The sequence below is a fragment of the Nostoc sp. TCL240-02 genome, assembly GCF_013343235.1.
Classification (GTDB): domain Bacteria; phylum Cyanobacteriota; class Cyanobacteriia; order Cyanobacteriales; family Nostocaceae; genus Nostoc.
Genome location: NZ_CP040094.1, coordinates 5,039,642 through 5,064,854, shown reverse-complemented (window position 1 = coordinate 5,064,854; position 25,213 = coordinate 5,039,642). Strand labels below are relative to the sequence as shown.

Below are 25,213 nucleotides of genomic sequence, written 5' to 3'. Positions count from 1 at the left end.
CAAGTGGGTAGTTCATTTGTGAATTGCACCTCTGACTAAAATCACTGTAATTTCTACACCAGAGGCGATCGCTTCTGGAATATTACCTTGAATTGCTTGCTGCAATAATCCCTCGCGGGAAGCGCCCAAAACTACAACATCGTAACCTTCGGTATTCACTAGGTTAATCACACCTTCAGCGACTGAATCAGCTTGTACTGGGAGCGCAACTACAGTACTAGATAATTTTCGCCGCCGCATCAAATGGCGAATGGCTTGTTCTGAAATTGACATATCTGGCTTGAGTTCAGATGGCTTAAACACCTGTGTCAAACGAATTTGCGGATCGTTTCCCAATGTAATTAAAGCTGGTAACAACTTAATCGCTAAGGGGGAATTAGGGCCACCAGCCATTGGAACTAGCCAGCGATTGAACTGGGGATTGGGGATTGGGGATTGGGGGGTTTTGCCTAATTTTACTAACACGACTTCGCAGGTGGCTTGACGAATTATGGTGTCTACAACGCTACCAAAAATCCGACCAGGGGTAGATGTGTTACCTTTCCATCCCATTAAAATTAGGTCGATGTGTTGTTCGTTGATTGTCTCTAAAATTGCTTGGGCTACATCGTGGGTAACTCGAATCTGCGTGTGCAAGGGGATTTTCCACTTTTTTGCTAAGACTTCTGCCTGTCTTAGCAAGCGGCGACTTTTTGCCGTTCTTACCTGTGTTTCTGATGGGGAACTGTGGCGGGGTATCAGCATAACTTGCACGCAATCTATTTCATAATGGCGATCGCGGGCAATAGCTGCTGCCATAAGTAATAAAATACCTGCGGTTTCAGGATTTGCAACTGGAACTAATAATCTACCGCTACCTGTGCTAGGCGATCGCGTTTGGTAAACTACATAAGAAGGTTGTGGTCGCAGTTTAGGAGTCCGGTTATCACAATTGAGATGATCTGCTTCTGCCCGAATAATATCTCCACGGGTGATAATCCCGATCAGTTTCCGTCCATCTACTACTGGTAAGCGACTGATTTGATAGCGATCTAGTAAATACAGTACATTGCTCAGGGTGTGGATTGGTGTTACTGTCATCGGGACAGGTGTCATTATTTCTTTTAAAGAAATATCATTGGCTAAATTGCGATCGCGAATTTTCAACAAATCTGATTGTGTGACAATCCCCACCAGCTTGCTATCTTCTACCACGGGGAAGCCGCGATGGTGGGAACGGGCAAAAGCTTGCATTGCTTCATCCAAAGGCATCTCTGCATCTAGAGTTTCTACCTGTTGCTGCATCACATCTTTGGCTGTTAACTTTGTGATTATCCCCTCTGTAGGAGATTCTTTTTTGAGCGTGATGCCATTCCACTCCAAAAGTTTATCGTATAGCGATCCTGGCACTAGCTTTTCGGCAACTAGATAGGATGTTACAGAGCCAATCATTAAGGGTAACACTAGGTTGAAATCTGTTGTCATTTCAAACACAATTATTATCCCCGTAATTGGGACTCTGGCGACTGCCGTAAAAAATGCGCCCATTCCTGCTAAAGCAAAGGTAATTGGCAATCCACTCTGTATCCCCAGAGGAAGCAGCAGGCTGTGTTCTCCTATACCGACCAAGTAGCCAAGGGCAGCCCCCAAAGTTAAAGCGGGAGCAAATAATCCTCCCGGTACACCAGAGCCATAAGCTACCAAGGTTAAGATAAACTGGGAGAAAAAGGCGATCGCAGCTATTGACCAGCTAGCCTCACCCGTAATCAAAATTTCTCGTAGTCCTGTGTTATCTCGAAATGCTAGTGGTAGTAGCGCTACAATTACCCCAGATACTAGCCCAGCGAGTCCCACACGAGCAGGTAATCCAAAACGGAGAGAGCGGCGGTAAACAGTTAAGCTACTGATAATGCCTCGATTAAACAGCGCTCCCAACAACCCAGCCAAAATTCCCAACACCAAATAGAAAGGAATATCTTGAACAAAAAAGTTGGTCTTGGAAGCAGTTAATGCCAGATTGAGATCCAGACTGCGACCACCTAATAAACGCGAGACAACTGCACCAATGAAGGAAGCTAGAATTGCAGTGCCAAGGGTAAAGCCAGAGAAATCCTGTAGAAGTTCTTCTACGACAAATAATACACCTGCGATCGGCGTATTGAAGGCAGCCGCTAATCCTGCTCCTGCACCAGCAGCAATCAACTGGCGGCGGTGGTCTGGCGAAGTCGGAAACCAGCGACTGAGTTGAGATGCTAGGGCTGCACTTAACTGAACTGTTGGTCCTTCTCGCCCTAAAGCTAGCCCAGAACCCAATGCCAGAATCCCGCCTACTAGCTTAACCAAAGCAACCCGTAAATCTAGAGCAATTGGTACATTGGCCAGCACTGCCTTGACTTGAGGAATGCCGCTTCCAGAAGTTTCTGGTGCTACACGCTCCACCAACCATCCGGCGAGTAATCCACAGGTGAGTCCGATACCAGGTAGCACAAACCAAGCTGGTAATAGTAATGATGTCTGCACTCGCCATGCACCTAGCCATCCTACCCCCGTCTTAAGTAAGACTGCTCCAAGAGCCGAAACTAAGCCAATTAGACAAGCTTCAAAGATGGCTAAACGACGTTGTGGCCGCAGCAGTTGGCGAAAGTGTTGGAGAATAGATAGATGCCACATGATATCCAAGATATTGTGTTATTGGGTATGGCTAGAATTTAAGCACCAAGATTACTTGTTGAAATTCACTTCGACAAATTACGAATTACGAATTACGAATTAATTGTTTCTCCCCGTAGTGGATAGCCCTTCTACTATCAGAGATGGAGTATAACAAGAACCATTCCAATCACCATCGTCGCCCAGTGCAACCAATTGCTTCAGGGCTGTGTAAACATTACCTGCAACCATAGTATCCTTAACGCGCCCAATTACTTGACCATTTTGGACGCGGTAGCCTAAATCTACGTTGATCGAAAAATCACCAGAAATACTGCCACCATCACCCAGCATTTGATCCACAATCAAGCCATCATCTAGTTGTTGAATTAAATCTGGTAACGATGCCGAACCTGGCTGGATGAGAAAATTAAATAAACCAGGAGTGGGATAGCTGCCCAAACCAGGGCGAAAACCATTTCCAGTAGTGTCAGTACCCAGTTGACGACCGGTGGTGCGATCGCCATAGAAATGCTGTAAAACCCCATTTTGGATAAATACTAAAGATTGAGTCGGAGTCCCTTCATCATCAAAAGGGCAACTATAAGGGCCAGCTTCTGGATCTTGGTAGAGAGTTAGACTGGATGCAACGACTTGGTTCCCTAAACGTTCTGCCCAAGGTGAAGATACTTCTAAGACTTGCTTGCCATTCAAAGCGGCTTGCACAGTACCCCAAAGCATATCGGCGGCTTTAGAAGTAAACAAAATCGGGACACGACCAGTAGGGGGTGAGACATTTTCTTTAGCCCAAATTAACCGTTGTAAAATTTGGTTCGCTAATCTTTCAGGGTGAAGTTCCCCCCGCTTGGTTTGACCATCAGCAACACTTAAAAAATCATCGCCACGTACCCATTCTGCTGATACATAGCAGTTGAGCGTAGTATCAGTGTAGTAACAATCTAAACCTTTAGTGTTGACTATTCTGGTAGTTTCAATATCACATTCCCAGTCACCATTGCACACAACATCGGGATAGGCATCACGGATGAGTGCGATCGCTTCTTTGCCCCAATCTACCAAAATCTCTATCGGTACACCTTCTCCTAAATCTGGGTAGGAGGGCTGAAAGTTAGAGCCTAATTCTACAGTTTCGGGTTCATTCAGGTGGCTTAATGCCAGAGCTTTTTCCACCATCACTTCGGCTAAGACAGAACCGTAAGCCACCGTCAGCCCTGGACGACCGTTTCGCCAAAGCCGTAGTGCTGTACCTTCAGATTGGTTAGTTTCTAGCTGTTTGAGCCGGTTTGCCTCAAAAAACACTGGACGAGAAAGCGATCGCGACTGATACACCTCAGCAGCTTCTGCTCCAGATTTTATAGCTAGTTCCAGCAACTGTTCGGCTAGTGTATCTTGTGACAAATTTTCAGAACCCATGACCCTTAGTGAATGGTGGATTTTGAACCGCATATCAACGCACCTTAGAGAAAGTGCGATCGCTAAAAACCAACGATCGGGCTTTCTGCCGATGGACGCAGATAACTATCCAAAAATCATCAGCGTTTCTTTACAGTTACGATTTGAAACCGCAAATCAACACTAATGGACGCAGTTAATTATCCCAAATCATTGTCATGTCTCAACGGATCTAGTCATTTGTCATTGGTCATTTGTCATTTGTCATTTGTCATTTGTTATTTGTCATTTGTCATTAGTCCCCATCCTCCATCCCCAATTCCCCATACCCCATGCCCCATGCCCCATACCCAATTCCCAATTCCCAATTCCCAATTCCCAATTCCCAATTCCCAATTCCCAATTTTCAAAGATTAACCTCTTGCAATAGCCAAAAACCAGCAAAAGATTCTGCTTTGGGATCGGACTGTATACCAATAAAATGCACTCCGTTAGCTTTTTGCTTGGCTTCTTCAAAACCTTTAGCCTCTGCCAAGACTTGAGGTTTTTTGATATTTGCTACAATCCAGCTTTCATTAACACCCGTTTCTAAAAGCAATCTTGCCTCTTCACTGGAGTCAAATCTTAAGAAACCCAACTCCAAACCAGACATCCAGCCAGCTAAGGGCAACGCTCTCGGTGAAAAAATCAAAATACCAGGAATACGGGCTTCGGGTGAAACTTTCACCAATTCTAAAGGGAAAGCTTCACCAAAGCCAATTTCCCACTCTGGCATCTCTGCCAAATCCGCAGCATCCAAGGTAACAAATACCCACTGCTGTCCTTCCAAAGCATCAGGTAAACGTTGCGGCAAAGGTTTCTCTAAGCGGACTGAGGGATTAGTCCCCCCTTGATACCCTGGTTCTTGAGGATACACTTCCTTCATCCGCTCTTCTAGCCATTGGTTAAGAACCAAAGTGCGGCGACTAGGCTGGGCGGGAATGCCTATATCTTGGCAGGCTTTAGTAATCATATTGTTCATTTGGCGGCGGAAAAAGCGGATTTTAATTGGTGCTTTTCCAGCTTGGTTAATAGCCTCTTGCAATGCTGTCCGCAACCAGCCCGAGTTTACCTGGGTACTGGGACAATATTGAGCATAACGAAACAAAGAATCTGGTTTTGTGCCTATATCCAAAGGGCTTTCGCAGACTAAGACTTCCCAAATTTTTTTCTGATTATCGTCCAAAATCGGACGGGAGTAAAAATCGATTTCCCAAATACTGCCCATATTTTGCGGTAAAAATCTGGCTGCTATGTTTTCCTGATATGTTGATCATACGAGTGTTGGGGCAGCATTGGGCATTGGGCATTGGGAACTTGTACTGAGCGACTTGTGCCGAGCGAAGTCGAGGTAAGTCGAAGTATGGGGAATGGGGCATTGGGCATGGGGCACTTGTACTGAGCGTATCGCTAAAGCGAAAGCTTTGCTAACGCGTAGCGTCTCGTAGAGAAGCCGAAGTATTGGGCATTGGGCATTAAGAAGAGACAAGGGAGAGAAGTCAAGTCGCAACTTTTGGAGACGCTGAGCGTGCCTTGAAGCGGCATAAAGCATATAGAAAATAAATCCACAATATGCCTCGCCTTTTCCCTTTATCTCAAGGCGCGATGTCTACGATGGTCACTTAGCGCAGCCGTACCCCTCCGGGGAAGCAAGCTACGCGCAGCGTCTCGTAGAGAAGTGCGGGCTACGCCTACGCCTAAATCCGCAATATATTAAATAGCGAACTGACAGAACGCCAAAAAATCATGGTCTATATGACTCATATTTGATTTTTGAAAAAAATTCGGTACACCTTAATCTTCTGAAATCCTATTGCTTATTGCCTACCGAAGCAAGTGATTTCAGTAATCAAACCGGATTTCTATAGCATTTTCCCTAATCAGTTAAGATAATCTTCATCAATCTTCTTTCCTTTTACCCTTCTCCTTGGAATTATGACGCAGGATGAGTTATTAGTACTGATAGACCGCGCCGTAGCTGAGGGTTGGCAAGAGTTAGACCTGTCGGGGCAAGAGTTGACAGAGTTACCTGTGGAAATTGGTAAGTTGCAGCAGCTTGAGTCTTTGATTTTGGGAAAGAAGGTTGAAGATTATGAATATGTAGGAAACCGCTATCTCCAAAAGGTTTCAAGCAACAATTTAAAAACGCTCCCACTCGAACTATTGGATTTGCCTAATTTGCGTAAGTTGGATATTAGTGGCAATCCTTTAGAGAGTATTCCCGATGTGGTAACGCAAATACTACATTTAGAGGAACTGATCTTAATTCGAGTAGAGCTAACTCAAATACCTGATGCGATCGCTAAATTAACCAATCTGACGCAGCTTCACCTCAGTTCCAACCGAATAACCCAGATTCCAGAGACGATCACTAATTTAACCAATCTGACGCAGCTTCACCTCCGTCGCAACCAAATAACCCAGATACCAGAGGCGATCGCTAAATTAACCAATCTGACGCAGCTTCACCTCGATGTCAACCAAATAACCCAGATACCAGAAGAGATCGCTAAATTAACCAATCTGACGCAGCTTCACCTCGATGTCAACCAAATAACCCAGATACCAGAGGCGATCGCTAAATTAACCAATCTGACGCAGCTTTACCTCCGTCGCAACCAAATAACCCAGATACCAGAGGCGATCGCTAAATTAACCAATCTGACGCAGCTTATCGTCAGTGACAACCAAATAACCGAGATACCAGAGGCAATTGCTAAATTAACCAATCTGACGCAGCTTTTCCTCAGTTTCAACCAAATAACCGAGATACCAAAGGCGATCGCTAAATTAACCAATCTGACGCAGCTTGGCCTCGGTAGCAACCAAATAACACAGATACCAGAGGCAATCGCTAAATTAACCAATCTGACGCAGCTTCACCTTAGTAATAACCAAATAATCCAGATACCAGAGGCGATCGCTAAATTAACCAATCTGACGCAGCTTCACCTTAGTAACAACCAAATAACCCAGATACCAGACGCGATCAAAAGTTTGCCAAAATTGGAAAAACTAGATTTACGGGGAAATCCGCTTCCTATTTCACCAGAGATTTTAGGATCTTCTGATAATGTTGGTTCAGTTAAAGACATTTTCAATTACTTGCAATTACTCCGTAGCGGTGAAGTGCGTCAACTCAACGAAGCCAAACTTTTGCTCATCGGACAAGGCAGCGTCGGTAAAACATCCCTCATTGAGCGACTAATCCGCGATAAATATGATAAAAATCAACCCCAAACCGACGGACTTAATGTAGAAACTTGGAACGTGCGGGTCAATAGCAAAGACATCCGCCTCAATGTTTGGGACTTTGGCGGACAGGAAATTTATCATGCCACCCATCAGTTTTTTCTGACTAAGCGTAGCCTCTATCTCCTAGTCTGTAATTGTCGCACCAGCGAAGAAGAAAACCGCATCGAATATTGGCTGAAACTAATCGAAAGCTTTGGCGGACAGTCCCCCGTGATTATCGTTGGCAACAAAAAAGACGAACAACCCCTCGACATCAACCGCAAGGCATTACGCGAAAAATATCCTAACATCCAAGCGATTATCGAAACCTCCTGCCAAGACAATATCGGCATTGATGAACTTCGCACCACCATTTTGAAGCAAGTCTGCAACCTCAAAGAAGTCTACGACCTTCTACCCCTGACATGGTTTGAGGTTAAACAACAACTCGAATCTATGTCCCAAGACTTCATCAGCTACAACCGCTACATCGGCATCTGCCACGAAAATAAGATTCCCGAAGAACAAAACCAAGATCAACTCATCGATCTCCTCCATCGACTTGGCTTAGTTCTCAACTTCCGCGATCATCCCATCCTCAAAAATACCAACGTCCTTAAACCCAACTGGGTGACAGAAGGCATTTACGCGGCTCCTGAGCGATGAAACCCTCAAAACTAAAACCAAAGGCATTTTCACCCCCGCCGATCTCATCCGTATCCTTGACCCAGAGCGCTATCCCACCCAGCGTCATGGCTATCTAATCGAACTAATGAAGGAATTCGAGCTTGGCTTTGCACTAGAGTGTTACCCACCACAATTTCTGATTGCGGGACTTCTGCCTAAAGACCAACCAGACAAAACAGAACTCCACGGCGAAACCCTCGAATTTCAATACCATTACAAAGTTCTCCCCGAAAGCATCATTTCTCGCTTCATCGTCAACACCCACGAAAAAATTCATAACCAAATTTATTGGCGCAGTGGCGTAATGCTGCAATATCAAGAAAACAACGAAATTTACAACATCGCTCGCATCAAAGCCGATCCCGAAGACAAAAAAATCTTCATCACCATTAGCGGCCGCCAAGAAACCCGCCGTTTATTTCTCGGCATTCTCCGCGATGTCTTCCAAAAAATCCACAAAAGTCTCCCCAATCTCGAAATCACCGAATGGGTTCCCGTCCCCAACTATCCCAACCATGCGCCCCTCGACTACCAAGAACTCCTCGGACTCGAAGCGATGGGTAAAAGCACAGTCTCTATCGGCAAACTAAAATTAGACCTCGATTTGCGTCAAGTACTTGATGGGTATGAAGATATAAGAACTCGACAAAGACAACAAATAGACAAAGAAATTATTGAACCATTCCCCATTAAGAAACCAATTATGTCAGAAAGCATCAGAAACCAAATATTTGTTAGCTACAGTCATGAAGATGCAGAATGGTTAATAGAACTGCAAAAACAACTAAAACCCTATATTCGTGCAGAAGGTTTGATCGTTTGGGATGACACCAAAATCAAACCTGGCGCAAAATGGAAAGCCGAGATTGAAAAAGCGTTAGCCACGGCTAAGGTTGCTATCCTGCTAGTCAGCCCTGACTTTATAAACTCTGATTTCATCGACAGACATGAACTTCCCCCCTTACTTAACGCAGCTGAACAAGAGGGATTAACCATTTTCTGGATTCCAATTAGTGCAAGCTCATACAGAAAAACCGACATCGAAAAATACCAAGCTGCTCACCCTCCAGGTAAACCCCTCGACACTCTAAATAAGCCAGAACGTAATCAAGCTTGGGTGAAAATTTGCGAAGAAGTCGAAAAGGCAATGAAATAGAACCTATTTCAACATTGACCAAATTTAACTTAAATATTATAGAAATAGGGAGCAAATTAGGCATAGAACTAAAGCTTCCCCCTGTTAAATAGACTTTTTTAACTCCAGGGGCGATCGCATAGGTTGAAATCATACCCGCCTTTGATTTGATAAAAATTTAAACTTGCGATCCGGGACTAGAACATTTTAGCTAAAATTTGACGGATTCAAAACTTTCAGCACGATAAATCTGACGGCATAGCTACGCTTACCGCCATGCACAAAAAACTTATGCTGTATAGCATTCGCTATTGTCCCAATTACAAAATTGCGATCGCGGTCTAAAGCATATAGAAAATCACAAAGTTGAAGAATACCCGTATCAATGTGTGAATAATTTTAATCAGTGTCAATTTGATTTCACTTTTTATAAAAGCAATGCAAGTACTTCAACACGATATTTAAGTACTTCAACACGATATTTAAGTACTTCAACACGATATTTAAGTACTTCAACACGATATTTAAGTACTTCAACACGATATTTAAGTACTTCAACACGATATTTAAGTACTTCAACACGATATTTGAGTACTTCAACACAATATTTGAGTACTTCAACACGATATTTGAGTACTTCAACACAATATTTGAGTACTTCAACACGATATTTGAGTACTTCAACACCAATACGGTTTAGTTACAGCACATTTCAGGTAAATAAAGTACATATATAAAACCCAAAACCTTGTAGAGACGTAGCAGTGCTACGTCTCTAAGTGTATTCGATATTCTTCTTATAAAGTTTTTTATACAAATAATTTTAAAGATTTCAAGTGAAATTAGGGAATAAATATCAGATTTTACCGTAAACTTCACTTTAGTTTTGGTGGTTTTTACTCAGGGGGAGAAGAATGGCAAATAGCTAAAGTGGAATCACAAGTCTGTACTAATTTTCATATAAGTTTTTGCAAGAGAGGGATTCATGGCGCGACTGAAACGCAGTTCTCTGGTATTAGATAAAGCAACGCTACGAATATCAGGGATGAGATCGATTAGCGAAACGCTTGAGTTTAGCGATAGCTTAAATTTAGCGGAGTATGAAAAGCGGATTCAAACCTTGCAAACAAAGCTATCGAGCTACAACACAATGCTTTCTACACTTGATGAAGCGGTAGGGCAGATTGAATTGCTAGAGCAGGATTTGAGAAGCTACTCGGAAAAAATGTTAATGAGTGTGGCGACGCGCTACGGTAAGAACAGTTTGCAGTATATGCAGGCAGGGGGTAAACCACGCAAGAGTAGTAAGCGATCCGTAGGGAAGACTGCGCCAAAAACGACGATCACAACAGTGATGACACCAAATACAGAGAAAGTAACGACAAGTAGTGATGGCACGAAGGTGTTGGTAAAGTAAGGAAATTAGTTGATCGGTGCGATCGTCCGGCTCTTTTATAGCCGAGCGATCGCCACAAACAATACCATCTCTGCTATTGCAAATGTAATGAGTGCGATCACACTCATTACATTTGCAGTTTAAAAGGTTTTTGGCGCTAACTGAACCGTATTAAATTTTAACCATCTCAACTAAGTCCCTGCAAAGCTTGGTTTAATCGTGTCTTACGTCTTTTGTGAACCTAAATCTAAAGTTCTTGACGTGTTGGACGGATGATCATTTCGTTCACATCAACATCATCGGGTTGCTCAATGGCGTATGCGATCGCCCGGGCGATCGCATCTGCATCAATGGCGATCGCATAGAGTTGATCAATTCCTGCTGCTGTGTCTTTATCGGTAATCGTGGTAGTCAGTTCAGTGGCAACGGCTCCTGGTGAGATATTAGTCGAACGAATTTCGCCGTTTGACTCTAGTCGTAACCCTTCAGAGATTGCTCGCACTGCATACTTGGTAGCACAGTAGACTGCTGATCCCGGAAACACCTTATGTCCAGCCACAGACGATAGGTTAATAACGTGACCAGACTTTTGCTGACGCATAATCGGCAACACGGCAGCAATCCCATACAGAACGCCCTTGATGTTAACATCAATCATCCGATCCCACTCCTCCACCTTTACTTGCTCAAGGCGAGAGAGAGGCATCAAGCCGGCATTATTAATTAGCACATCGATCCGGCTGTATGTACTCAAAGTTTCCTTGACCAAGGCTTCCACTTCTGAGCGATCTGTTACATCTGTTACTCGATAGGTTGCAGTCCCTCCTGATTTAGCGATCTCTGCAATCAAATCTTTGAGCCGATCTTCGCGGCGGGCGGCCAGCATCAGTTTGGCTCCACTAGCAGCAAGTCGCTTTGCAGTTGCTTCACCTAAACCACTGCTGGCTCCGGTGATGATTATCACTTTGTTTTGAATAAGAGACATATTGATTAATCTGGGTTATGAAATATTGGGTGCTATTTTATGCAACCATATCAACTAGCTTGTAGCTAGATCAACGTTTTTGTCCCGGCAGCGTCACTAATCCGAACTGCTATCATCACACCGTTTGAGTTCTGTCCCGTTAAAAATCGCTAAAGTATCTCCTTATTAACCACGATTGATCCAAACGCCTCTGAGTCCTGCTGCTTTAGCGGCGTAGTAGTCTTCTACAACGCTATCGCCAATATGCCATGCTGCTGAAGGGGAACATTTATGTTTATCTAAAGCAATAGCAAAAATTTGAGGATCGGGTTTAGCTGCACGTACTTGAGTAGCAATAGTGACAGAGGTAAAAAACTCTCTCAATCCCAAACTTTGCAATACTGAATAAATCCGAGAATCAAAATTGGACAGCACCCCCAAAGTAACCCCCAACCGCCGCCAGTTAATTAAAGCTGGTAAGACATCGGGATAGACAAACCACGGTTCGCCAGTGCCAAAGTGGATGTAAAGTTCGCTAAAAAAAGCCGAAAAGTCAGAAAATTCCTTGAGGACACCTGCACTTTCAAAAGTGTTCAGGGCAATTATCCGCCACCAATCAAACTCGCGCTGGGGAATATCTTGGAGTTCTGCATCTGGAAATATCGGCGGCGGGGCTGCTTTAAAGCTTTTGATGAAGGCTGTATTCAATGTTTCGGCTGGAACCGTCACACCAAATTCTTCAGCTATCTGACTATAAACTTTACCCACACTGCCTTTAACATCGAAGAGTGTACCCACAGCATCTAAAAAAATAACTTTTGGTTGTTCCATCAAAGTTTGAAGATTTTGAATGTGGAATTTTAGATTTTGGCTTGTTAAAAGCTTCTGTGGGTAGAGTTTAGCATCTCCTAAGTAAGTTGGCGGAAATAAACCAAATCATTGTCACTGGTCATTTGTCATTGGTCATTAGTCCCCATTCCCAATTCCCAATTCCCCATACTTCGACTTACCTCGACTTCGCTCGGCACAAGTCGCTCAGTAAAAGTTCCCAATTAAGTTACTTAGAAAGTGTCTCGATGATTGGACGCACTAGCCAATTAAAACCAACTTTGAGTTGATGGTCTAAAGTTGGCAACCTATATAAATAGGCAATCCGACGGGCGACGGATGCTAATGGCCCATCTAGTTTAATTCCCAAACCAGTAAGGGTGGCGTTGTTTTTACCCAATGTCATCATTTCTCCTAACTGTTGGTAGTGGAAGGGAAGGAGAGGACGATTAGTGAGACTTGCCCAGATATTCCAAGCAGTATAATCAGCTTGCTGAAAAGCCGCTTGTGCCGTGGCAGGGACTTGCTGTCCTTCAACATCATGACAGTCTGCTAAATCTCCCAAGGCAAAGATTTCTGGATGATCGATCGCTTGTAAATTAGATGTAGTGCTAATTTGACCGCGCTGATTTTGCTTAAGGGGAAGAGATTTCACGACAGGCGTAACTCTATTTCCCACAGTCCAAATCACCAAATCTACGGGTATGGTATCTAACTGGTTTTTGTACTCTAGGGTGATGCTATTTTGCTCTATTAATTCGACTTTGGTTTCTAAATCTAGAAACACACCACGGGCTTCTATTGCTTTTTTTGCTGCTTCCCGGTTAAACTCTGGAGAAGTTCGCAAAATTTGATCGGCGATTTCAACGATCCGAAAGCGTCCTCTTTCACCGAGTCTGTCGGCTAACTTACAGGCTAACTCTACACCACTGTAACCAGCCCCAATAATTGCCACCCGAATTTTATCAGCATCCGATTCTTCTAAAAATCGCAGGCGTTCTTCTAAACGATAGGCATCAGAGATGGTGCGGAATGGGTAGCCGTAGGTTGTTGCACCGGGGACTAAATCTAGCGGTGTCTCGCCTCCTAGTGCCAGCACTAAGCGATCATAAGGGATTTCTGGCCCTTCATGTATATTTACCCGTTGCTGGTCGATGTCAATTCCAGACACAACCCCTTGATAAAAACGCACCCCTGTGCCTTGTAAAAGTTCTTCAAAAGGTGGGGCAATTTCCCAGGTTTGTAGTTCGCCAGTGAGTAATTCGTAAAGTAAAGGGGAGAATAAGAAGCGATCGCTTTGATCTACCAGAACAATTTCGGGTTTTTGCGTAGATTCCCAAGGTAACTGGCTTAAGCGCAAGGCTGTGTAGAGACCACCAAAGCCTCCACCAAGGATACAAATTCTAGAATTTTGTTGAGTCATCGATTTTATCTATAAAAGGATCAATACAAGCTGGGCAACTAACTTCAGTCTAGTCAGTTAATGCGGACTTTTCAAAATCCCATCAAGTTTTTGAGAGATTAATCATTAATGGTCACAGTTATCTAATGGTCGATTCGCTATATTTAACGGTTAACAGGCAACGGCTAAAAGGAGTTAAAGAGATGGAAATTAAGCCAACTGACCCATCGCTAGCACTCATGGAAATTTCCCCTGGCTATCTCAACATTATGGGTTACGTCGATCAGTCAGAAGTTAATGGCCCTGGTTGTCGTGCAGTCGTCTGGGTACAAGGTTGTCTTCGTGAGTGTCCTGGCTGCTTTAATACTAACTCTTGGTCATTTGAGGCTAACCAATTGATTGCTGTTGATACCCTTGCCGAGAATATTCTTAGCAATCCCCACAACACAGGTGTAACATTCTCTGGTGGAGAACCCTTTTGGCAAGCAACTGCATTGGCATCTTTAGCTCGTAAAGTAAAAGCTGCTGGGTTAAATGTAATGTCTTTTTCTGGGTTTACTCTCAAGCAACTACAGTCTCAATCTGCGCCACCAGGTTCCCAAGAATTGTTAGAACAACTTGATATCTTGATTGACGGGCCTTTTGTCCAATCTCTGGCAATTAATTCTCCTAACTCTCCAGTTTCTTCTAGCAATCAACGGGTTCGTGTCTTAAACCCGGCTTTCCAAGACCAAATTACTTGGGCTAGCGATCAGATAGAAGTCCACATCCTCAAGGATGGTGGGCGCATTGTCACTGGTTATCAAGGTGGGCTGGAATTGACTTAAGGTATTGGGAATTGGGCATGGGGCATTGGGCATTGGGCATTGGGCATAAAAAGATTTAGCCTCAGAAGATGAATGTTCACCTTCTGAGGTTCAACGTTCACCTTCTGAGGGTCAACTTTCACCTTCTGAGGGTCAACTTTCACCTTCTGAAGCTCAACTTCCATCTTCTGAAGCTCAACTTCCATCTTCTGAGGTTCAACGTTCACCTTCTGAGGCTCAACGTTCACCTTCTGAGGCTCGAATTTTACCTCCCGCTCACTCATCGAAGAGAAACTATATGCAAATGCAGCTTTGTTTGAGACAGATTACAGTTAATGAAAATACTAGGCCGGAATTTGGCTAAACCATTTAAGACAATTTTTACTGAACACCGCGTACTTTGGGCTGTTTTACTCCTGAGTGCAGCACTGGTGATAACGCTCGCGCTGTCGCTTTCTCAAGGAGCAGTACCTTTAAGTATGTCGGAATTTTGGCAAGCCATACTCCACAAAGGCGATCCGATTAAACAGACAATTCTTTGGGATTTACGTCTCCCGCGCATTACGGCTGCTCTCATTGTCGGCGCGGCTTTGGGAATGTCAGGAGCATTACTGCAAGGGATGTTACGCAATAGTCTTGCCGATCCATTTATTTTGGGCATTTCTGCGGGTGCTGGATTAATTGTGATTGTGATGATTGTGTGGCAAATATTCCCGATCGCAATTCCTTTAGCAGCGTGGATGGGGGCAATTTTGACTTCTGCGATCGTTATTTTACTTGGTCGTGCGGGGTCAGGAATTTCGGTTGAGCGGTTAATTTTAGGCGGTGTGGCGATAAGTTCTTTATTTGGTGCTGTACAAAGTACATTGCTGCTTTTAGCTGAAGATGGTCAAATTCAAATTGCGCTCAGTTGGCTGGTTGGTAGTCTCAATGGACGGGGTTGGCAAGAAATTTCGACGGCTGGCCCTTACATTATTGTTGCATTGATCGGGGGATGTTTGCTGGCGCGATCGGTAAATGTGCTGGCTTTGGGAGATGATTTGGCTGTGGGTTTGGGGGTTTCGTTGACGCGATCGCGCTTGTTAATTGGTGGTGTCGCCACTCTCTTAGCCGCAGGTGCAGTCAGCATCAGTGGTTTGATTGGATTTGTTGGTCTTGTTGTCCCTCACGGTGTCCGCCTCATTGTTGGTACAGATCATCGCTTTGTTTTACCACTTTCCGCCCTTGCAGGTGCATGGTTACTGACTTTTGCAGATTTACTCTCTAGATTAGGAGCAGTAGAACTCCCAGTAGGTTCTGTCACCGCTTTGCTGGGTTCACCGCTATTTATCTGGTTACTTTATCGTCGTTCTGCTGGGTTTAATAAATTTTGAGTTAATCCGCTTAAATTAAAGCCAAAATTGTTTTCTAGCTTAAGTTGAGACTATAAAATAATATCCTTTACGCCTCAGTGTATAAAAAACCTGCCAAATTGGCTGTATGAGTTTGGTTGTCTCTGGTAAAGTATTAAAAGTAAATTACTTGTGGGCTATATTTACCGAGGTTTACTATACTTTTAAAAGCATTTAACTAAGTCCGCTCATTTTGCTTTGCTAACGGAATAATAAAAATTGCTGGTGTATTCACTACAACAGCAACAAGCAGAATGATCAGTTTTGGTTTATTTACCTCGTTTATTTTAAAATAGACGGGGTATTTTTATTTATTCACTTGCATTTATACCAATTACACCCAAAATTATGAGGGCGATCGACAAAAGTTTGATAAATGTAGCAGATTCACGAAACCAAATAATACCAATGATCGCAATTAGGACAGTTCCCAACCCAGCCCAGACAGAATAAGCCACGCTTACTTCAAGTCTCTTGAGAGCGAGAGTTAAAAAACTAAAACAAAGTCCATAAAAAATAAATATTAATACTGAAGGGACTAATTTAGTAAATCCTTCTGATAACTTCATGCAAGTTGTGCCTGAAACCTCAAAAAGTATTGCGGCGATGAGATAAATCCAACTTGTTGACATATCTTTTGTGGGCTGTTTGTTAGCAGTCTTTTATTATCTCTATGAAAACAAAAAAATACAACACTTTTAATTGATATTATTGATTGAGCAAATATCCTAATATCAATTATTTGTGAAACTGCACAGAATAATTTGGTTCAAACTTGCGGCAAAATCAAAATATAATTGGTATATTATTGTTCCTAATAAATAGCTTATTAATCCCGATGCCTGGCTTCTCAAATAAGCTAGGTATCTATCTGCCTAATATTAGCTTACAAGCATATTCTAGAAATTATAAATTAGAGAATTTTTCAATTCAAGTCTCTCTTGTCGAGTTTACCGAACCCCGCTAGTTCAGATTACCCTACATTTTTTGTGGTTCGGTAATCATCATAAATCATGTGATAAAAACCGAATTTACACCACTTTTATTTTTAAATACTATGAAAAGCAAGGAAACAAATCCTCAATTAGTTGAACAGCAAACCTACTGATTATACGAGGTAGAAAGATGACATTAGTACGTTGGAACCCCTGGCAAGAATTGAACACAATACAACGCCAAATCAATCGTTTATTTGATGAAGAAACTTTGCCATCTGCCTTTTTAGAGAGAGGCTACTCTAGAGTTCCTGCTGCTGAGTTAAAAGAAACTGAAGATACAATTCATCTAAAAGTAGAACTTCCGGGAATTGAGGCTAAAGACCTGGATTTGCAAGTTACAGAAAATGCTGTATACCTCAGTGGTGAGCGGAAGTCTGAAGCTAAATCTGAAGAGAAAGGTGTAATCAAGAGCGAATTTCAGTACGGTAAATTCCAACGTGTAATTCCTTTACCTACTCGGATTCAAAATACTAACGTCAAGGCAGATTATAAAGATGGCATCTTGAACCTGACTCTACTCAAAGCTGAAGAAGAAAAGAACAAAGTCGTCAAAGTTAATCTAGCATAATCTGGCTCATTTCTGCTTTATATCTGCTAGCTATCTATTAAAATAAATAAAAAGCGCTCTCTATAAAAGGAGCGCTTTTTAGTGTGAATGACTCAAGCTATATCAGAAATGTTGAATGCTGATACAAAACTTTACATTATTAGTTACACTAAGTCTCAAAAGCTTAAATTAGTCAGCAAAACATCATCTCCTCAAACCAATGAACATAGCTGATTTTCTGACACATACAAGATTGAAGATAGCGGAATTTATCTAATAGTGTATGTCCCCATTGTTCGGGAATAGATAAAAGCTGTAAAATCAGATAGGCTATCAAGCTCACGTAAATTTGTATGGTAATACCATTGACGTTTTTGGTAATGAGTTTGTCAAGTTTTAAGTGCATCTTTAAAAACTTCCACAACAATTCAACTCCCCAACGTAATCGATAAATATCCCTAATTTCATCATCATGAACAGCTGCATCTCCCGACTCTGGTAAATTAGTCACTAAGCGAAACTCGGTTTTTGTCTCTAAATCACAGAAATTAATTACTCTATAAGCTTGAGCATCATCAGATGCACCAACTTTGACCAATCCATTTGAGCCATCAAATTCTAGTTTCCAATTGTTTTTTATCCGCAAAACAAAATATTTGTTTTCTTGTACTAATTCTTGGATAAATTTTAATCCAGCAAAACCCCTATCCATTACTCCAACAGCATTTATTGGGAGACTAGACATCATTTTGGAACCAAATTTATAATCATGGTCATGTCCAAAATTGATGAAGTTATCTTCTGGGCTTCCTGTGGAGAGATTTAAGGAACTAAACAGCTTGACTTGATGATGACCTAGTACCCATAACAATTTACTTGTGAGAGTAATAATTGTTGAATCTATTGGACAAATTGCATATTTATTGTGTAACTTTTTTTGAACTTTCTTCTGTACTAATTCATTTAATTTTTGGTAAATCTCTTGAAAAGGTTTTTGGCTTCGATGTAAATTTGCTTTAGAGAAAGTAGAAATATCTACCTCAAAACAATTGTTATTTAATCTGTTAAACAAATCTCGCATACTTGTTAAGCTGTTATCCAGGGCATAGGATAGCCAGCACTCAAAAAACAGACGACTGTTCAATACTGGATAATCGTTTTTTGGCAGGCTTTTCAGTATATCTTTGACAATTTTGGGAAATGAATTTATAATCACAATCAAACTAATATATTTTAAGCCTTAGCCCAAAACTACCATATTTTGGGCTATTTTTATCGGATTTTTCTTAACATTCAACACTTCTGAAGCTATATAGACTTATTAGGAAAGTGCAAAATTCTAAATCTAGAGTGTGTTATTACCAAGAGTACGGTATCTCCTCAGATTTGAGGTGCGCTAGGACAAATGTTCTAACGCACCCGACAATATTTGCTCTTGATTAAATCTACATTTCTTAGTTAACCGTTAAGCTCATCTTCTTGATGGGTTAGGATTACACAGTCAGAAGTGGGCTTGGCAACGCAGGTGAGAACCCATCCTGCGTCTATTTGATCATCGTCTAAGAAGTTCTGATCTGATTGGTCAACTGTACCTGAAACCAGCTTACCAGCGCAGGTTGAGCAGGAACCAGCATTACAAGAGTAAGGCAAGTCCATCTCATTTTCTTCGTTAGCAATCTCTAGAATGTAATCATCTTCAGAAACTTCAATTGTTTTTTCTTCATCTGGAGTCTTTAATGTGACTTTATAAGTTGCCATGTAACAATCCCTAGTTAAATGTGAACTACATTGTTGATCCTACGGGTTTATGTGCTGCTAGTCTAGAGTTAAATGTGTTTGATTACTCTACATCCTGAAGCGCTTAGTCTGAATTGGAAGTGAGAGTAAAAAATTCTGCGATCGCTTCAGCAAATCCCTCAAATGAACTATAATCCCTAGACACAATGGAGACATCCACACCCAACTTTCGCGCATTAGCAGTTGTATAAGGGCCAAAACATGCAATAATACAACGCTCATAATCGCTTTGTGAGTTAACCATTGTCAAAAAGCTTTCTACTTCCGCCGTGCTACTAAAGGCAATGACATCGATCGTTCCTTGACGCATCTGGTTTAATTCAACACTGTAGATACTTGTGTCTAAGCCCTGTGTAATATATGTGGGTACGCGAGTTACTTCTATGCCCAATTGCTGCAAATCCGTAATTAAATTGGGTACAACATCAGGCTCAGGTAAACCAACAACTTCTGGGGCAGGTATCAGCACTTTTTGATTCTGAATTTGAGGCATTTTTGCTAATTCCGCCACAATTCCACCTGGGCTGGATTCTGTTGGAATTAAATCTACCTTGCCACAAAAATATAATAAGCTTTCTGCGTCTTTTCCTAAAGCACATAATTGGCATTTTTGTACCAGAGATACAGGAATATTTAAATCATTCATCCGGTGAAAAAATGCAGTGATGCCATTTCTACTTGTGAAGACAATCCAATCAAATTCAGCTATGCGATTGAGAGCAGCGTCTAAGTTAGTGTAGTTTGATAAATAGCAGATTTCGATAGTAGGCATCAAAACAGGTAGACCACCTTGCTTGATAATTTGTTCAGATAACCTACAAGCATAATTTCTCGGTGCTGTTACTAAAATTCTCTTGCTATATAGAGGTAATTCTCTAGATGGAGTGAGCATATTAATTTGTGTTGATTGGATATGCATTTGTTTATGAATAAATGATATAAGCTCAATCCGATCCAAAATGAGCATTGGTATTTAGATGGGTTGACAGCAACAGATAAATTCCCGCCTCCTTCACTGACATCCTCGACTGAGTAGCAACTGTCCATTAGCTAGCCGATAAACCCCTTCTGCTTCGATAATAGGGTCGCCTTTTTTCCAAGCGCGTGATGTTGGTTCAACATTACGCACTTCACCAGTTGAATATACTGAAATTAATCCATTCCCTGGACTATTGCGTAAAGCGCCAGAACCAGTGATGAAAAATGTACCACCTTGCTTGGAACTACGTGAAATGCAACTGTTGGCGATAAGTGCATTGGTGTCGATAAGGTTTGGAGATGCTTCAGTAAAGCTGTTTTGAATAGAACTGGTATCGGGTGCGTTAATATCTGTGAACCCTGAAACGCCTAATTGCGAACTTGCAGTAATATCGCTTTTGTCGGTTGGCTGTGAACGTGCTTCGATACCGAAGATACCTTGCGAGTTGATTTTAACTTTTCCACCAGTTCCAGTGTATGCATTTGCACTGATATCGCTGTTTTCTTCGGGGATGGCGACGATGAATTTAGAGTTGATATTGATGTTACCGCCATTACCACCCACTTGGCTTCTACCTGCAGTGGTTGAAATTAAACCGCGATCGCGCAAAAGTAATAAATCAGCGATATCGAGTGTAATGTCACCACCATTACCTGCATTTGTTAAAGAAGCAATCGCACTACCTTTTCCCAGAATTTCGATAAAATTAGCTTTAATTCTAATATTTCCAGCGTCACCTGTACCGAGGCTGCCGGAGACAATTTCAGCATCATCACGTACAATCAGGCGATTGGTAGTAATATCTATATCAGCACCTTGACCATTAGCCTTTTCGTCAACTGATGATGTTAAGCTACTCGCAGATTCACTGTCTGAACCAGTCAGGATAATGTTATCAGCTTTTACTGTTAAATTACCCGCATTTCCATTTCCCCGAGTTCCTGATGATATCTGCGATTCTTCTTGGACATTTAATAGTTGAGTTTTGATATTGATATTGCCTGCGTTACCCTTAGCTTCACTGTCAACCTGAGTTATAATTCTGCTACTTCCTCGTAAATCAATTTTCTCGGCATTAATCCCAATATTTCCGGCATTACCTTGATTAAATGTAGTGGCAGAAATTTCTCCCTGATTGCTAAGGTTTAAGCGTCCTATTGTCACATCAATACTTCCCCCAGAACCAATTCCTCCCGTTTGCAATTCTGCAAATAAACCTGATGGTGCAAGATGTGAACTATATAATAGTTCTCCACCAACCCCAGTAATATCAATAGAATCAGTGGCACGAACTACCAAATTACCCCCTTGTCCCTTACCCCCTATTAACACTGAGGTTGATATATTTCCACCATTACTCAAGCGCAACCGTTCTGTGTCAATAGTTATTGTGCCACCCCGCACATCTGCATTACTTCTCAACACATCCGAGGATAAGTTACTTCTATAAAAAGTACCCCCGAATCGGGATAGAATTTCTTGTGTTGAACCATATCCCCAATTTCTTAAAGAAGCCGGGGATCTAAATCATCATTTTCTATTTAGCGATCGCTAGCAATCTTCTGGAGGTATTTCGATGCGTTGCTGAGTATTTTTTTGTTCTGCGTCGTTACCTATCAATATTTCAGACTCTGCAAGTTCTTTAACTAAAGTTGCCCCAGTCTGCCCTAATTTACCATTATCAGTTGCTTTCAATGCTTCTTTGAATGCTTCATACCACAGATCGTTTTCAGCATAATAACTCACGCTTTCGGGAATGCTAGTAAATTCTTTGTTAGCGAGTGACTGAGGATTGATGACGGTAAATTCTGCACGTCTAACAATCGGGCTATTTTCGCAGTCAATTGAGATTTGCCATGAATATGTTTTACCCACTGTGAGTTCGGGGTAATCGCGAGTAAGTTCTAGCTTGTTAATCCCGGCTATTGAGGGTATTTCTTTAAATTTGCCAATTTGTTTAGGGTTGTTGTCTGAATCAAATTCAGCCAATCGGAACCGCACATTTTGGGAAGTTGAGATATACCAAGCTAACATTGGACGGGTGGAAGTGGTTTTGCCGATATATGTCTGAGGCGCAAGCTGTGTCAGAGGGATATCGCCGTTACTTGCACATCCACGGGAACCACCCGCACGGGAATGTCCGCTAGCTGGTTTGCGATCGCGTGGTTTAAACTCTGCAAATGCTGGGAATGCTGTCATTATAAAAGTCACGCCCACAACTAAGCTTGTAAGTCTACGGTTATTTCGCCAAAATCTAATTTGTTGATGATTCATGGTAGATGTTGTTGATTGTAGGGTTATCTGAAACTTTTAAAATTCTTAATTTTTCCCCATTTTTGTGAAAAATAATCTGGCTATTTATGTATTAAGTATTTTTATATCTTCCTAAATCCCAATACGCTTGGGTTGAACAAAGTGAAACCCAACAAACCCCCATAAATGTTGGGTTTTGTCACTCAAACGCCACTTGCTTCAAGGCGGGGAATCCGTCCAACGCAGTGGCTCCTCAACCTACGCAGTTTAAGGTTTTTGGCGCTAACCCAAGCGTATTGTCCTAAATCATCCTTAAAAAGGAAGACTTTGAGAAGGACACTATAGAGAATATTAATACAGCCATAGACTTTTCAAACATCCTCCGATTTAAATCATGAATATAAAATTTTAAAACTCAAATTCTCTCTTAAGTTTCCAACTAAGTTCACAGATAGTCCCGCGAGGAGCAAGTGATTCGCGTAGCGCCAATCTCTCTAATCTCCCGATCGAGCTTTTCAAATTGTCCCAGCAATTGCTCGTAGGAAATATCTTTAGCACGCAGATGCTTTAATCCATAAGCAAGGGTTTGTAAAGGGCCATTATGAATTACGGTAAAAGTGTTTTGAATGGTGTTTTGACGTTCGTAAATTTGCGATCGCAAGAATTTATCATGCTGGTAAAATGCAAAAGCACTCAAACCTACGCCATTCACGGCTAATACAAGCAAACTCGGTGTTACAGGAATCCATACACCCCACACCCACAGCATTATATACCCACAGCTAAACAGACAAAATCCTGCTACACTCACACTCAGTATATTTTTCCAAACAGACTGGGTTAGCCGTCCGATCATAATCGGCAAAACCCCCCAAATCAATATCCATGTATACTCTCCAATATCTCCCCAACTGTTCAACATTGGGAGACCATCCATTACACTACTCAAAATTTGACTGATCACATGAGCGTGATAGTCAATGCCATAAATTTGACCGCTTAATTTCAAGCCAGGCAAGGCTGATGTATAAATAGCATCCCCTGTACTCAGATTGCGGTTGCCAACTAACACAATGCGATCGCGCAGCAATTCTGTATCAACTTGACCATTGAGAATATCGCGTAGCGATACAACATTAAAAGGTTGCTCACTGTTGCGGAAGTTCATTAAAATTGACAATCCCCCATCATCGACCCTGACGTATCCGCCAAAATTATTGGTAATTCGGGGTAATTCAATCCCACGGAATCTGATTGTATTCGGGTCATTTTTTCCCGTTTGTAACTCAATTCCTTTTGCGTCTAAATACTTAGTAACTAACCGCAATGCTAAAGAATATTTATCTTCGTTGACATTTTTAGGATTCGGCGTATACAACAAATAGCGTCGATTTTTGCTATCCTCATCATTAGGTAAATCAATAAACCCAACTCTTTCGGGTGGCAAGCTCTGGGGTGGTAAAGTTTCTCCGGGTGGTAAAATTTTTTCAATACCAATAATATTAGAATTTGACCGTAATACCTGCGCTAGTTGTTCGCCACCAGGTTCAACAGGAACATTTTTGAAGATATCCAAACCAATAGCTAGGGGTTTATAAGTTTCCAGCTTGGTGAGCAACTCTGCAATCTTCTCATCTGCAATTGGATACTGCTTTACCCATGTAATATCCTTTTCATCGATACCCACAATTACTATATGTTCATCACGTTTTTCTATCGGACGTAGACGTAACATCGTATCGAGAAGCATCCATTCCCAAGATTGCATTCCCCCAGTTATTCGGATCAACATCACCACAAATAGAACTATAATCCCTGGAGATGCAGCCAGCGACCACAACCCAAATTCTTGGCAAATACGATTCCAGATTCCCCTTCTCATTTAATTTAGGATTTATTTTCCCTATATTTACAGCATATTTTAAGGATGTATTCAAAACCTTTCCCCTTTAACCAAACCGTATTGCTATGCCTCTAGCGTGTGGTCTATTTAAGTGAAAATAGCTGTAATTAATCAATTAAACCTTCTTCACGGGAACGAATTTCGGTAAGGATTCGCATATTCTTACCACTTTGCTTGCAGTCTTCAGGATACACCCCCAAAACATCCTGAATCTTCGTCCAGTAAGTACGTACCGCTCGTTCCGATTTATACATTCTGTCTGCGATCGCTTTATCTGTCAAACTCTCTTCAAAAGCCAAACGCAACACATCCAACCATTCCGGTTTGAGTTCGATTCCTGTTTTGATGTCTTTTGTGTGAGTTGCACCTTGAAATGCTAAATTAACCCGCATGAGCATTTCATCTTCGGGTAATCCTTGTATCTGCGATCGCAAACCCACCTTGATGATTATCAATCTCGTGTTTAATTCTGATTAACGCCTTTACATAACTAGTTTGCACTATGAAATTCTGATGGGGATATTCTTTAAGCAAAGTTTGCAACAGCTTAATTCCGGTATCAATTTCTGCTGTCTCTCCTTGGCGATCAGGAATTGATAAATCCATCACAATCAAGTCAAACTGGTAACATTGCACTTGAGAAAGTGTATCTTTTGCCGTCTGAGCCTTGATAATAGTAGCTTCAGGATACTTTCGACTTAAGACATCAAGAGTACCAGTCAAAATTAATTGGTGGTCATCAACAACAAGAATACCGAGCTTCTTTTCCACTGCTATAGCGGTTATCAGTCTACTTCAGTACAGTAGGAGAGA

Annotated in this window: 22 protein-coding genes and 1 pseudogene; 7 read left to right on the top strand and 16 right to left on the bottom strand. The window is 41.9% G+C overall.

Annotated features, from left to right (window positions below):
- Nucleotides 1-12: 12 nt before the first annotated feature.
- Entirely contained in the window at nt 13-2,649 is a 2,637-nt protein-coding gene (locus FBB35_RS21425) for a chloride channel protein (protein ID WP_174711307.1), read from the bottom strand.
- A gap of 99 nt (nt 2,650-2,748) precedes the next feature.
- On the bottom strand, nt 2,749-4,062 hold the full coding sequence (locus FBB35_RS21420) for a TldD/PmbA family protein (protein WP_174711306.1): 1,314 nt from the start codon (nt 4,060-4,062) through the stop codon (nt 2,749-2,751).
- On the opposite strand from FBB35_RS21420, the gene FBB35_RS21415 reads away from it, so the two are divergent.
- Nucleotides 4,061-4,228, top strand: a complete 168-nt coding sequence (locus tag FBB35_RS21415) for a hypothetical protein (protein WP_174711305.1) — start codon at nt 4,061-4,063, stop codon at nt 4,226-4,228. The genes FBB35_RS21420 and FBB35_RS21415 overlap by 2 nt on opposite strands.
- Before the next feature lie 91 nt (nt 4,229-4,319).
- On the opposite strand, the gene FBB35_RS35555 is transcribed toward FBB35_RS21415, so the two are convergent.
- Both FBB35_RS35555 and FBB35_RS21410 read right to left on the bottom strand, forming a co-directional pair.
- Nucleotides 4,320-4,451, bottom strand: coding sequence for a hypothetical protein (locus tag FBB35_RS35555; protein ID WP_302480923.1), 132 nt, complete (start codon nt 4,449-4,451; stop codon nt 4,320-4,322).
- On the bottom strand, nt 4,448-5,308 hold the full coding sequence (locus FBB35_RS21410) for a Tab2/Atab2 family RNA-binding protein (protein ID WP_174711304.1): 861 nt from the start codon (nt 5,306-5,308) through the stop codon (nt 4,448-4,450). The genes FBB35_RS35555 and FBB35_RS21410 overlap by 4 nt, the downstream gene beginning before the upstream one ends.
- Before the next feature lie 707 nt (nt 5,309-6,015).
- On the opposite strand from FBB35_RS21410, the gene FBB35_RS34950 reads away from it, so the two are divergent.
- The 3 genes from FBB35_RS34950 (at nt 6,016) to FBB35_RS21400 (ending at nt 10,553) form a co-directional block, all read left to right on the top strand.
- Complete coding sequence (locus tag FBB35_RS34950; RefSeq protein WP_254625650.1) at nt 6,016-7,980, top strand: leucine-rich repeat domain-containing protein; 1,965 nt, start codon at nt 6,016-6,018, stop codon at nt 7,978-7,980.
- Nucleotides 7,970-9,157: a COR domain-containing protein gene (locus tag FBB35_RS34945; protein ID WP_368041852.1), complete on the top strand. Its 1,188-nt coding sequence runs from the start codon at nt 7,970-7,972 to the stop codon at nt 9,155-9,157. The genes FBB35_RS34950 and FBB35_RS34945 overlap by 11 nt, the downstream gene beginning before the upstream one ends.
- A gap of 964 nt (nt 9,158-10,121) precedes the next feature.
- Nucleotides 10,122-10,553 (top strand): hypothetical protein, encoded by a 432-nt coding sequence (locus FBB35_RS21400; protein WP_174711303.1) that lies wholly within the window; start codon nt 10,122-10,124, stop codon nt 10,551-10,553.
- A 226-nt stretch (nt 10,554-10,779) separates the two neighbouring features.
- Here FBB35_RS21400 and FBB35_RS21395 read toward each other — a convergent pair whose 3' ends face one another.
- The 3 genes from FBB35_RS21395 to FBB35_RS21385 all read right to left on the bottom strand — a co-directional run bounded on the left by FBB35_RS21395 (nt 10,780) and on the right by FBB35_RS21385 (nt 13,747).
- The gene (locus tag FBB35_RS21395; RefSeq protein ID WP_174711302.1) at nt 10,780-11,517 is read right to left on the bottom strand and encodes an SDR family oxidoreductase; all 738 of its coding nucleotides are present in this window, start codon (nt 11,515-11,517) and stop codon (nt 10,780-10,782) included.
- 165 nt (nt 11,518-11,682) lie between these two features.
- Nucleotides 11,683-12,327, bottom strand: a complete 645-nt coding sequence (locus tag FBB35_RS21390) for an HAD family hydrolase (protein WP_114080555.1) — start codon at nt 12,325-12,327, stop codon at nt 11,683-11,685.
- A gap of 226 nt (nt 12,328-12,553) precedes the next feature.
- A complete protein-coding gene (locus tag FBB35_RS21385) occupies nt 12,554-13,747 on the bottom strand; it encodes an NAD(P)/FAD-dependent oxidoreductase (RefSeq protein WP_174711301.1) in 1,194 nt (397 codons plus the stop codon).
- 182 nt (nt 13,748-13,929) lie between these two features.
- Here FBB35_RS21385 and FBB35_RS21380 point away from each other — a divergent pair, with 182 nt between their 5' ends.
- Nucleotides 13,930-14,553 (top strand): 4Fe-4S single cluster domain-containing protein, encoded by a 624-nt coding sequence (locus FBB35_RS21380; RefSeq protein WP_174711300.1) that lies wholly within the window; start codon nt 13,930-13,932, stop codon nt 14,551-14,553.
- On the opposite strand, the gene FBB35_RS21375 is transcribed toward FBB35_RS21380, so the two are convergent.
- Entirely contained in the window at nt 14,550-14,780 is a 231-nt protein-coding gene (locus tag FBB35_RS21375; RefSeq protein ID WP_174711299.1) for a hypothetical protein, read from the bottom strand. The genes FBB35_RS21380 and FBB35_RS21375 overlap by 4 nt on opposite strands.
- Nucleotides 14,781-14,867: 87 nt before the next feature.
- Here FBB35_RS21375 and FBB35_RS21370 point away from each other — a divergent pair, with 87 nt between their 5' ends.
- A complete protein-coding gene (locus FBB35_RS21370) occupies nt 14,868-15,905 on the top strand; it encodes an iron ABC transporter permease (RefSeq protein ID WP_174711298.1) in 1,038 nt (345 codons plus the stop codon).
- A 329-nt stretch (nt 15,906-16,234) separates the two neighbouring features.
- Here FBB35_RS21370 and FBB35_RS21365 read toward each other — a convergent pair whose 3' ends face one another.
- Nucleotides 16,235-16,555, bottom strand: coding sequence for a multidrug efflux SMR transporter (locus tag FBB35_RS21365; RefSeq protein WP_174711297.1), 321 nt, complete (start codon nt 16,553-16,555; stop codon nt 16,235-16,237).
- A 493-nt stretch (nt 16,556-17,048) separates the two neighbouring features.
- On the opposite strand from FBB35_RS21365, the gene FBB35_RS21360 reads away from it, so the two are divergent.
- Nucleotides 17,049-17,489, top strand: coding sequence for an Hsp20/alpha crystallin family protein (locus tag FBB35_RS21360; protein ID WP_174711296.1), 441 nt, complete (start codon nt 17,049-17,051; stop codon nt 17,487-17,489).
- 172 nt (nt 17,490-17,661) lie between these two features.
- Here the strand turns inward: FBB35_RS21360 and FBB35_RS21355 are convergent, their stop codons facing one another.
- From FBB35_RS21355 to FBB35_RS21325, 7 genes and pseudogenes are all read right to left on the bottom strand, one after another.
- Nucleotides 17,662-18,684 carry an IS4 family transposase gene (locus tag FBB35_RS21355; RefSeq protein ID WP_174708137.1) on the bottom strand — a complete coding sequence of 341 codons (1,023 nt, stop codon included), beginning with the start codon at nt 18,682-18,684 and terminating at the stop codon, nt 17,662-17,664.
- 242 nt (nt 18,685-18,926) lie between these two features.
- On the bottom strand, nt 18,927-19,226 hold the full coding sequence (locus FBB35_RS21350; RefSeq protein ID WP_174711295.1) for a 2Fe-2S iron-sulfur cluster-binding protein: 300 nt from the start codon (nt 19,224-19,226) through the stop codon (nt 18,927-18,929).
- Nucleotides 19,227-19,329: 103 nt separating this feature from the next.
- Nucleotides 19,330-20,157: a uroporphyrinogen-III synthase gene (locus tag FBB35_RS21345; protein ID WP_254625649.1), complete on the bottom strand. Its 828-nt coding sequence runs from the start codon at nt 20,155-20,157 to the stop codon at nt 19,330-19,332.
- Between the two features lie 120 nt (nt 20,158-20,277).
- Complete coding sequence (locus tag FBB35_RS21340) at nt 20,278-21,666, bottom strand: hypothetical protein (protein WP_174711293.1); 1,389 nt, start codon at nt 21,664-21,666, stop codon at nt 20,278-20,280.
- Nucleotides 21,667-21,795: 129 nt separating this feature from the next.
- Nucleotides 21,796-22,518, bottom strand: coding sequence for a DUF928 domain-containing protein (locus tag FBB35_RS21335; RefSeq protein ID WP_254625648.1), 723 nt, complete (start codon nt 22,516-22,518; stop codon nt 21,796-21,798).
- Between the two features lie 424 nt (nt 22,519-22,942).
- On the bottom strand, nt 22,943-24,379 hold the full coding sequence (locus FBB35_RS21330; RefSeq protein WP_254625647.1) for a CHASE2 domain-containing protein: 1,437 nt from the start codon (nt 24,377-24,379) through the stop codon (nt 22,943-22,945).
- 128 nt (nt 24,380-24,507) lie between these two features.
- A pseudogene (locus FBB35_RS21325) lies at nt 24,508-25,189 on the bottom strand (response regulator).
- Nucleotides 25,190-25,213: the final 24 nt, after the last annotated feature.

What these genes read in the sequence shown, in the direction of transcription:
- FBB35_RS21425 (WP_174711307.1), bottom strand. Translation starts at nt 2,649, where the DNA reads ATGTGGCATCTATCTATTCTCCAACACTTTCGCCAACTGCTGCGGCCA.
- FBB35_RS21415 (WP_174711305.1), top strand. Translation starts at nt 4,061, where the DNA reads ATGACCCTTAGTGAATGGTGGATTTTGAACCGCATATCAACGCACCTT.
- FBB35_RS21420 (WP_174711306.1), bottom strand. Translation starts at nt 4,062, where the DNA reads ATGGGTTCTGAAAATTTGTCACAAGATACACTAGCCGAACAGTTGCTG.
- FBB35_RS21410 (WP_174711304.1), bottom strand. Translation starts at nt 5,308, where the DNA reads ATGGGCAGTATTTGGGAAATCGATTTTTACTCCCGTCCGATTTTGGAC.
- FBB35_RS34950 (WP_254625650.1), top strand. Translation starts at nt 6,016, where the DNA reads ATGACGCAGGATGAGTTATTAGTACTGATAGACCGCGCCGTAGCTGAG.
- FBB35_RS21400 (WP_174711303.1), top strand. Translation starts at nt 10,122, where the DNA reads ATGGCGCGACTGAAACGCAGTTCTCTGGTATTAGATAAAGCAACGCTA.
- FBB35_RS21395 (WP_174711302.1), bottom strand. Translation starts at nt 11,517, where the DNA reads ATGTCTCTTATTCAAAACAAAGTGATAATCATCACCGGAGCCAGCAGT.
- FBB35_RS21390 (WP_114080555.1), bottom strand. Translation starts at nt 12,327, where the DNA reads ATGGAACAACCAAAAGTTATTTTTTTAGATGCTGTGGGTACACTCTTC.
- FBB35_RS21385 (WP_174711301.1), bottom strand. Translation starts at nt 13,747, where the DNA reads ATGACTCAACAAAATTCTAGAATTTGTATCCTTGGTGGAGGCTTTGGT.
- FBB35_RS21380 (WP_174711300.1), top strand. Translation starts at nt 13,930, where the DNA reads ATGGAAATTAAGCCAACTGACCCATCGCTAGCACTCATGGAAATTTCC.
- FBB35_RS21370 (WP_174711298.1), top strand. Translation starts at nt 14,868, where the DNA reads ATGAAAATACTAGGCCGGAATTTGGCTAAACCATTTAAGACAATTTTT.
- FBB35_RS21365 (WP_174711297.1), bottom strand. Translation starts at nt 16,555, where the DNA reads ATGTCAACAAGTTGGATTTATCTCATCGCCGCAATACTTTTTGAGGTT.
- FBB35_RS21360 (WP_174711296.1), top strand. Translation starts at nt 17,049, where the DNA reads ATGACATTAGTACGTTGGAACCCCTGGCAAGAATTGAACACAATACAA.
- FBB35_RS21350 (WP_174711295.1), bottom strand. Translation starts at nt 19,226, where the DNA reads ATGGCAACTTATAAAGTCACATTAAAGACTCCAGATGAAGAAAAAACA.
- FBB35_RS21345 (WP_254625649.1), bottom strand. Translation starts at nt 20,157, where the DNA reads ATGCTCACTCCATCTAGAGAATTACCTCTATATAGCAAGAGAATTTTA.
- FBB35_RS21335 (WP_254625648.1), bottom strand. Translation starts at nt 22,518, where the DNA reads ATGAATCATCAACAAATTAGATTTTGGCGAAATAACCGTAGACTTACA.
- FBB35_RS21330 (WP_254625647.1), bottom strand. Translation starts at nt 24,379, where the DNA reads ATGAGAAGGGGAATCTGGAATCGTATTTGCCAAGAATTTGGGTTGTGG.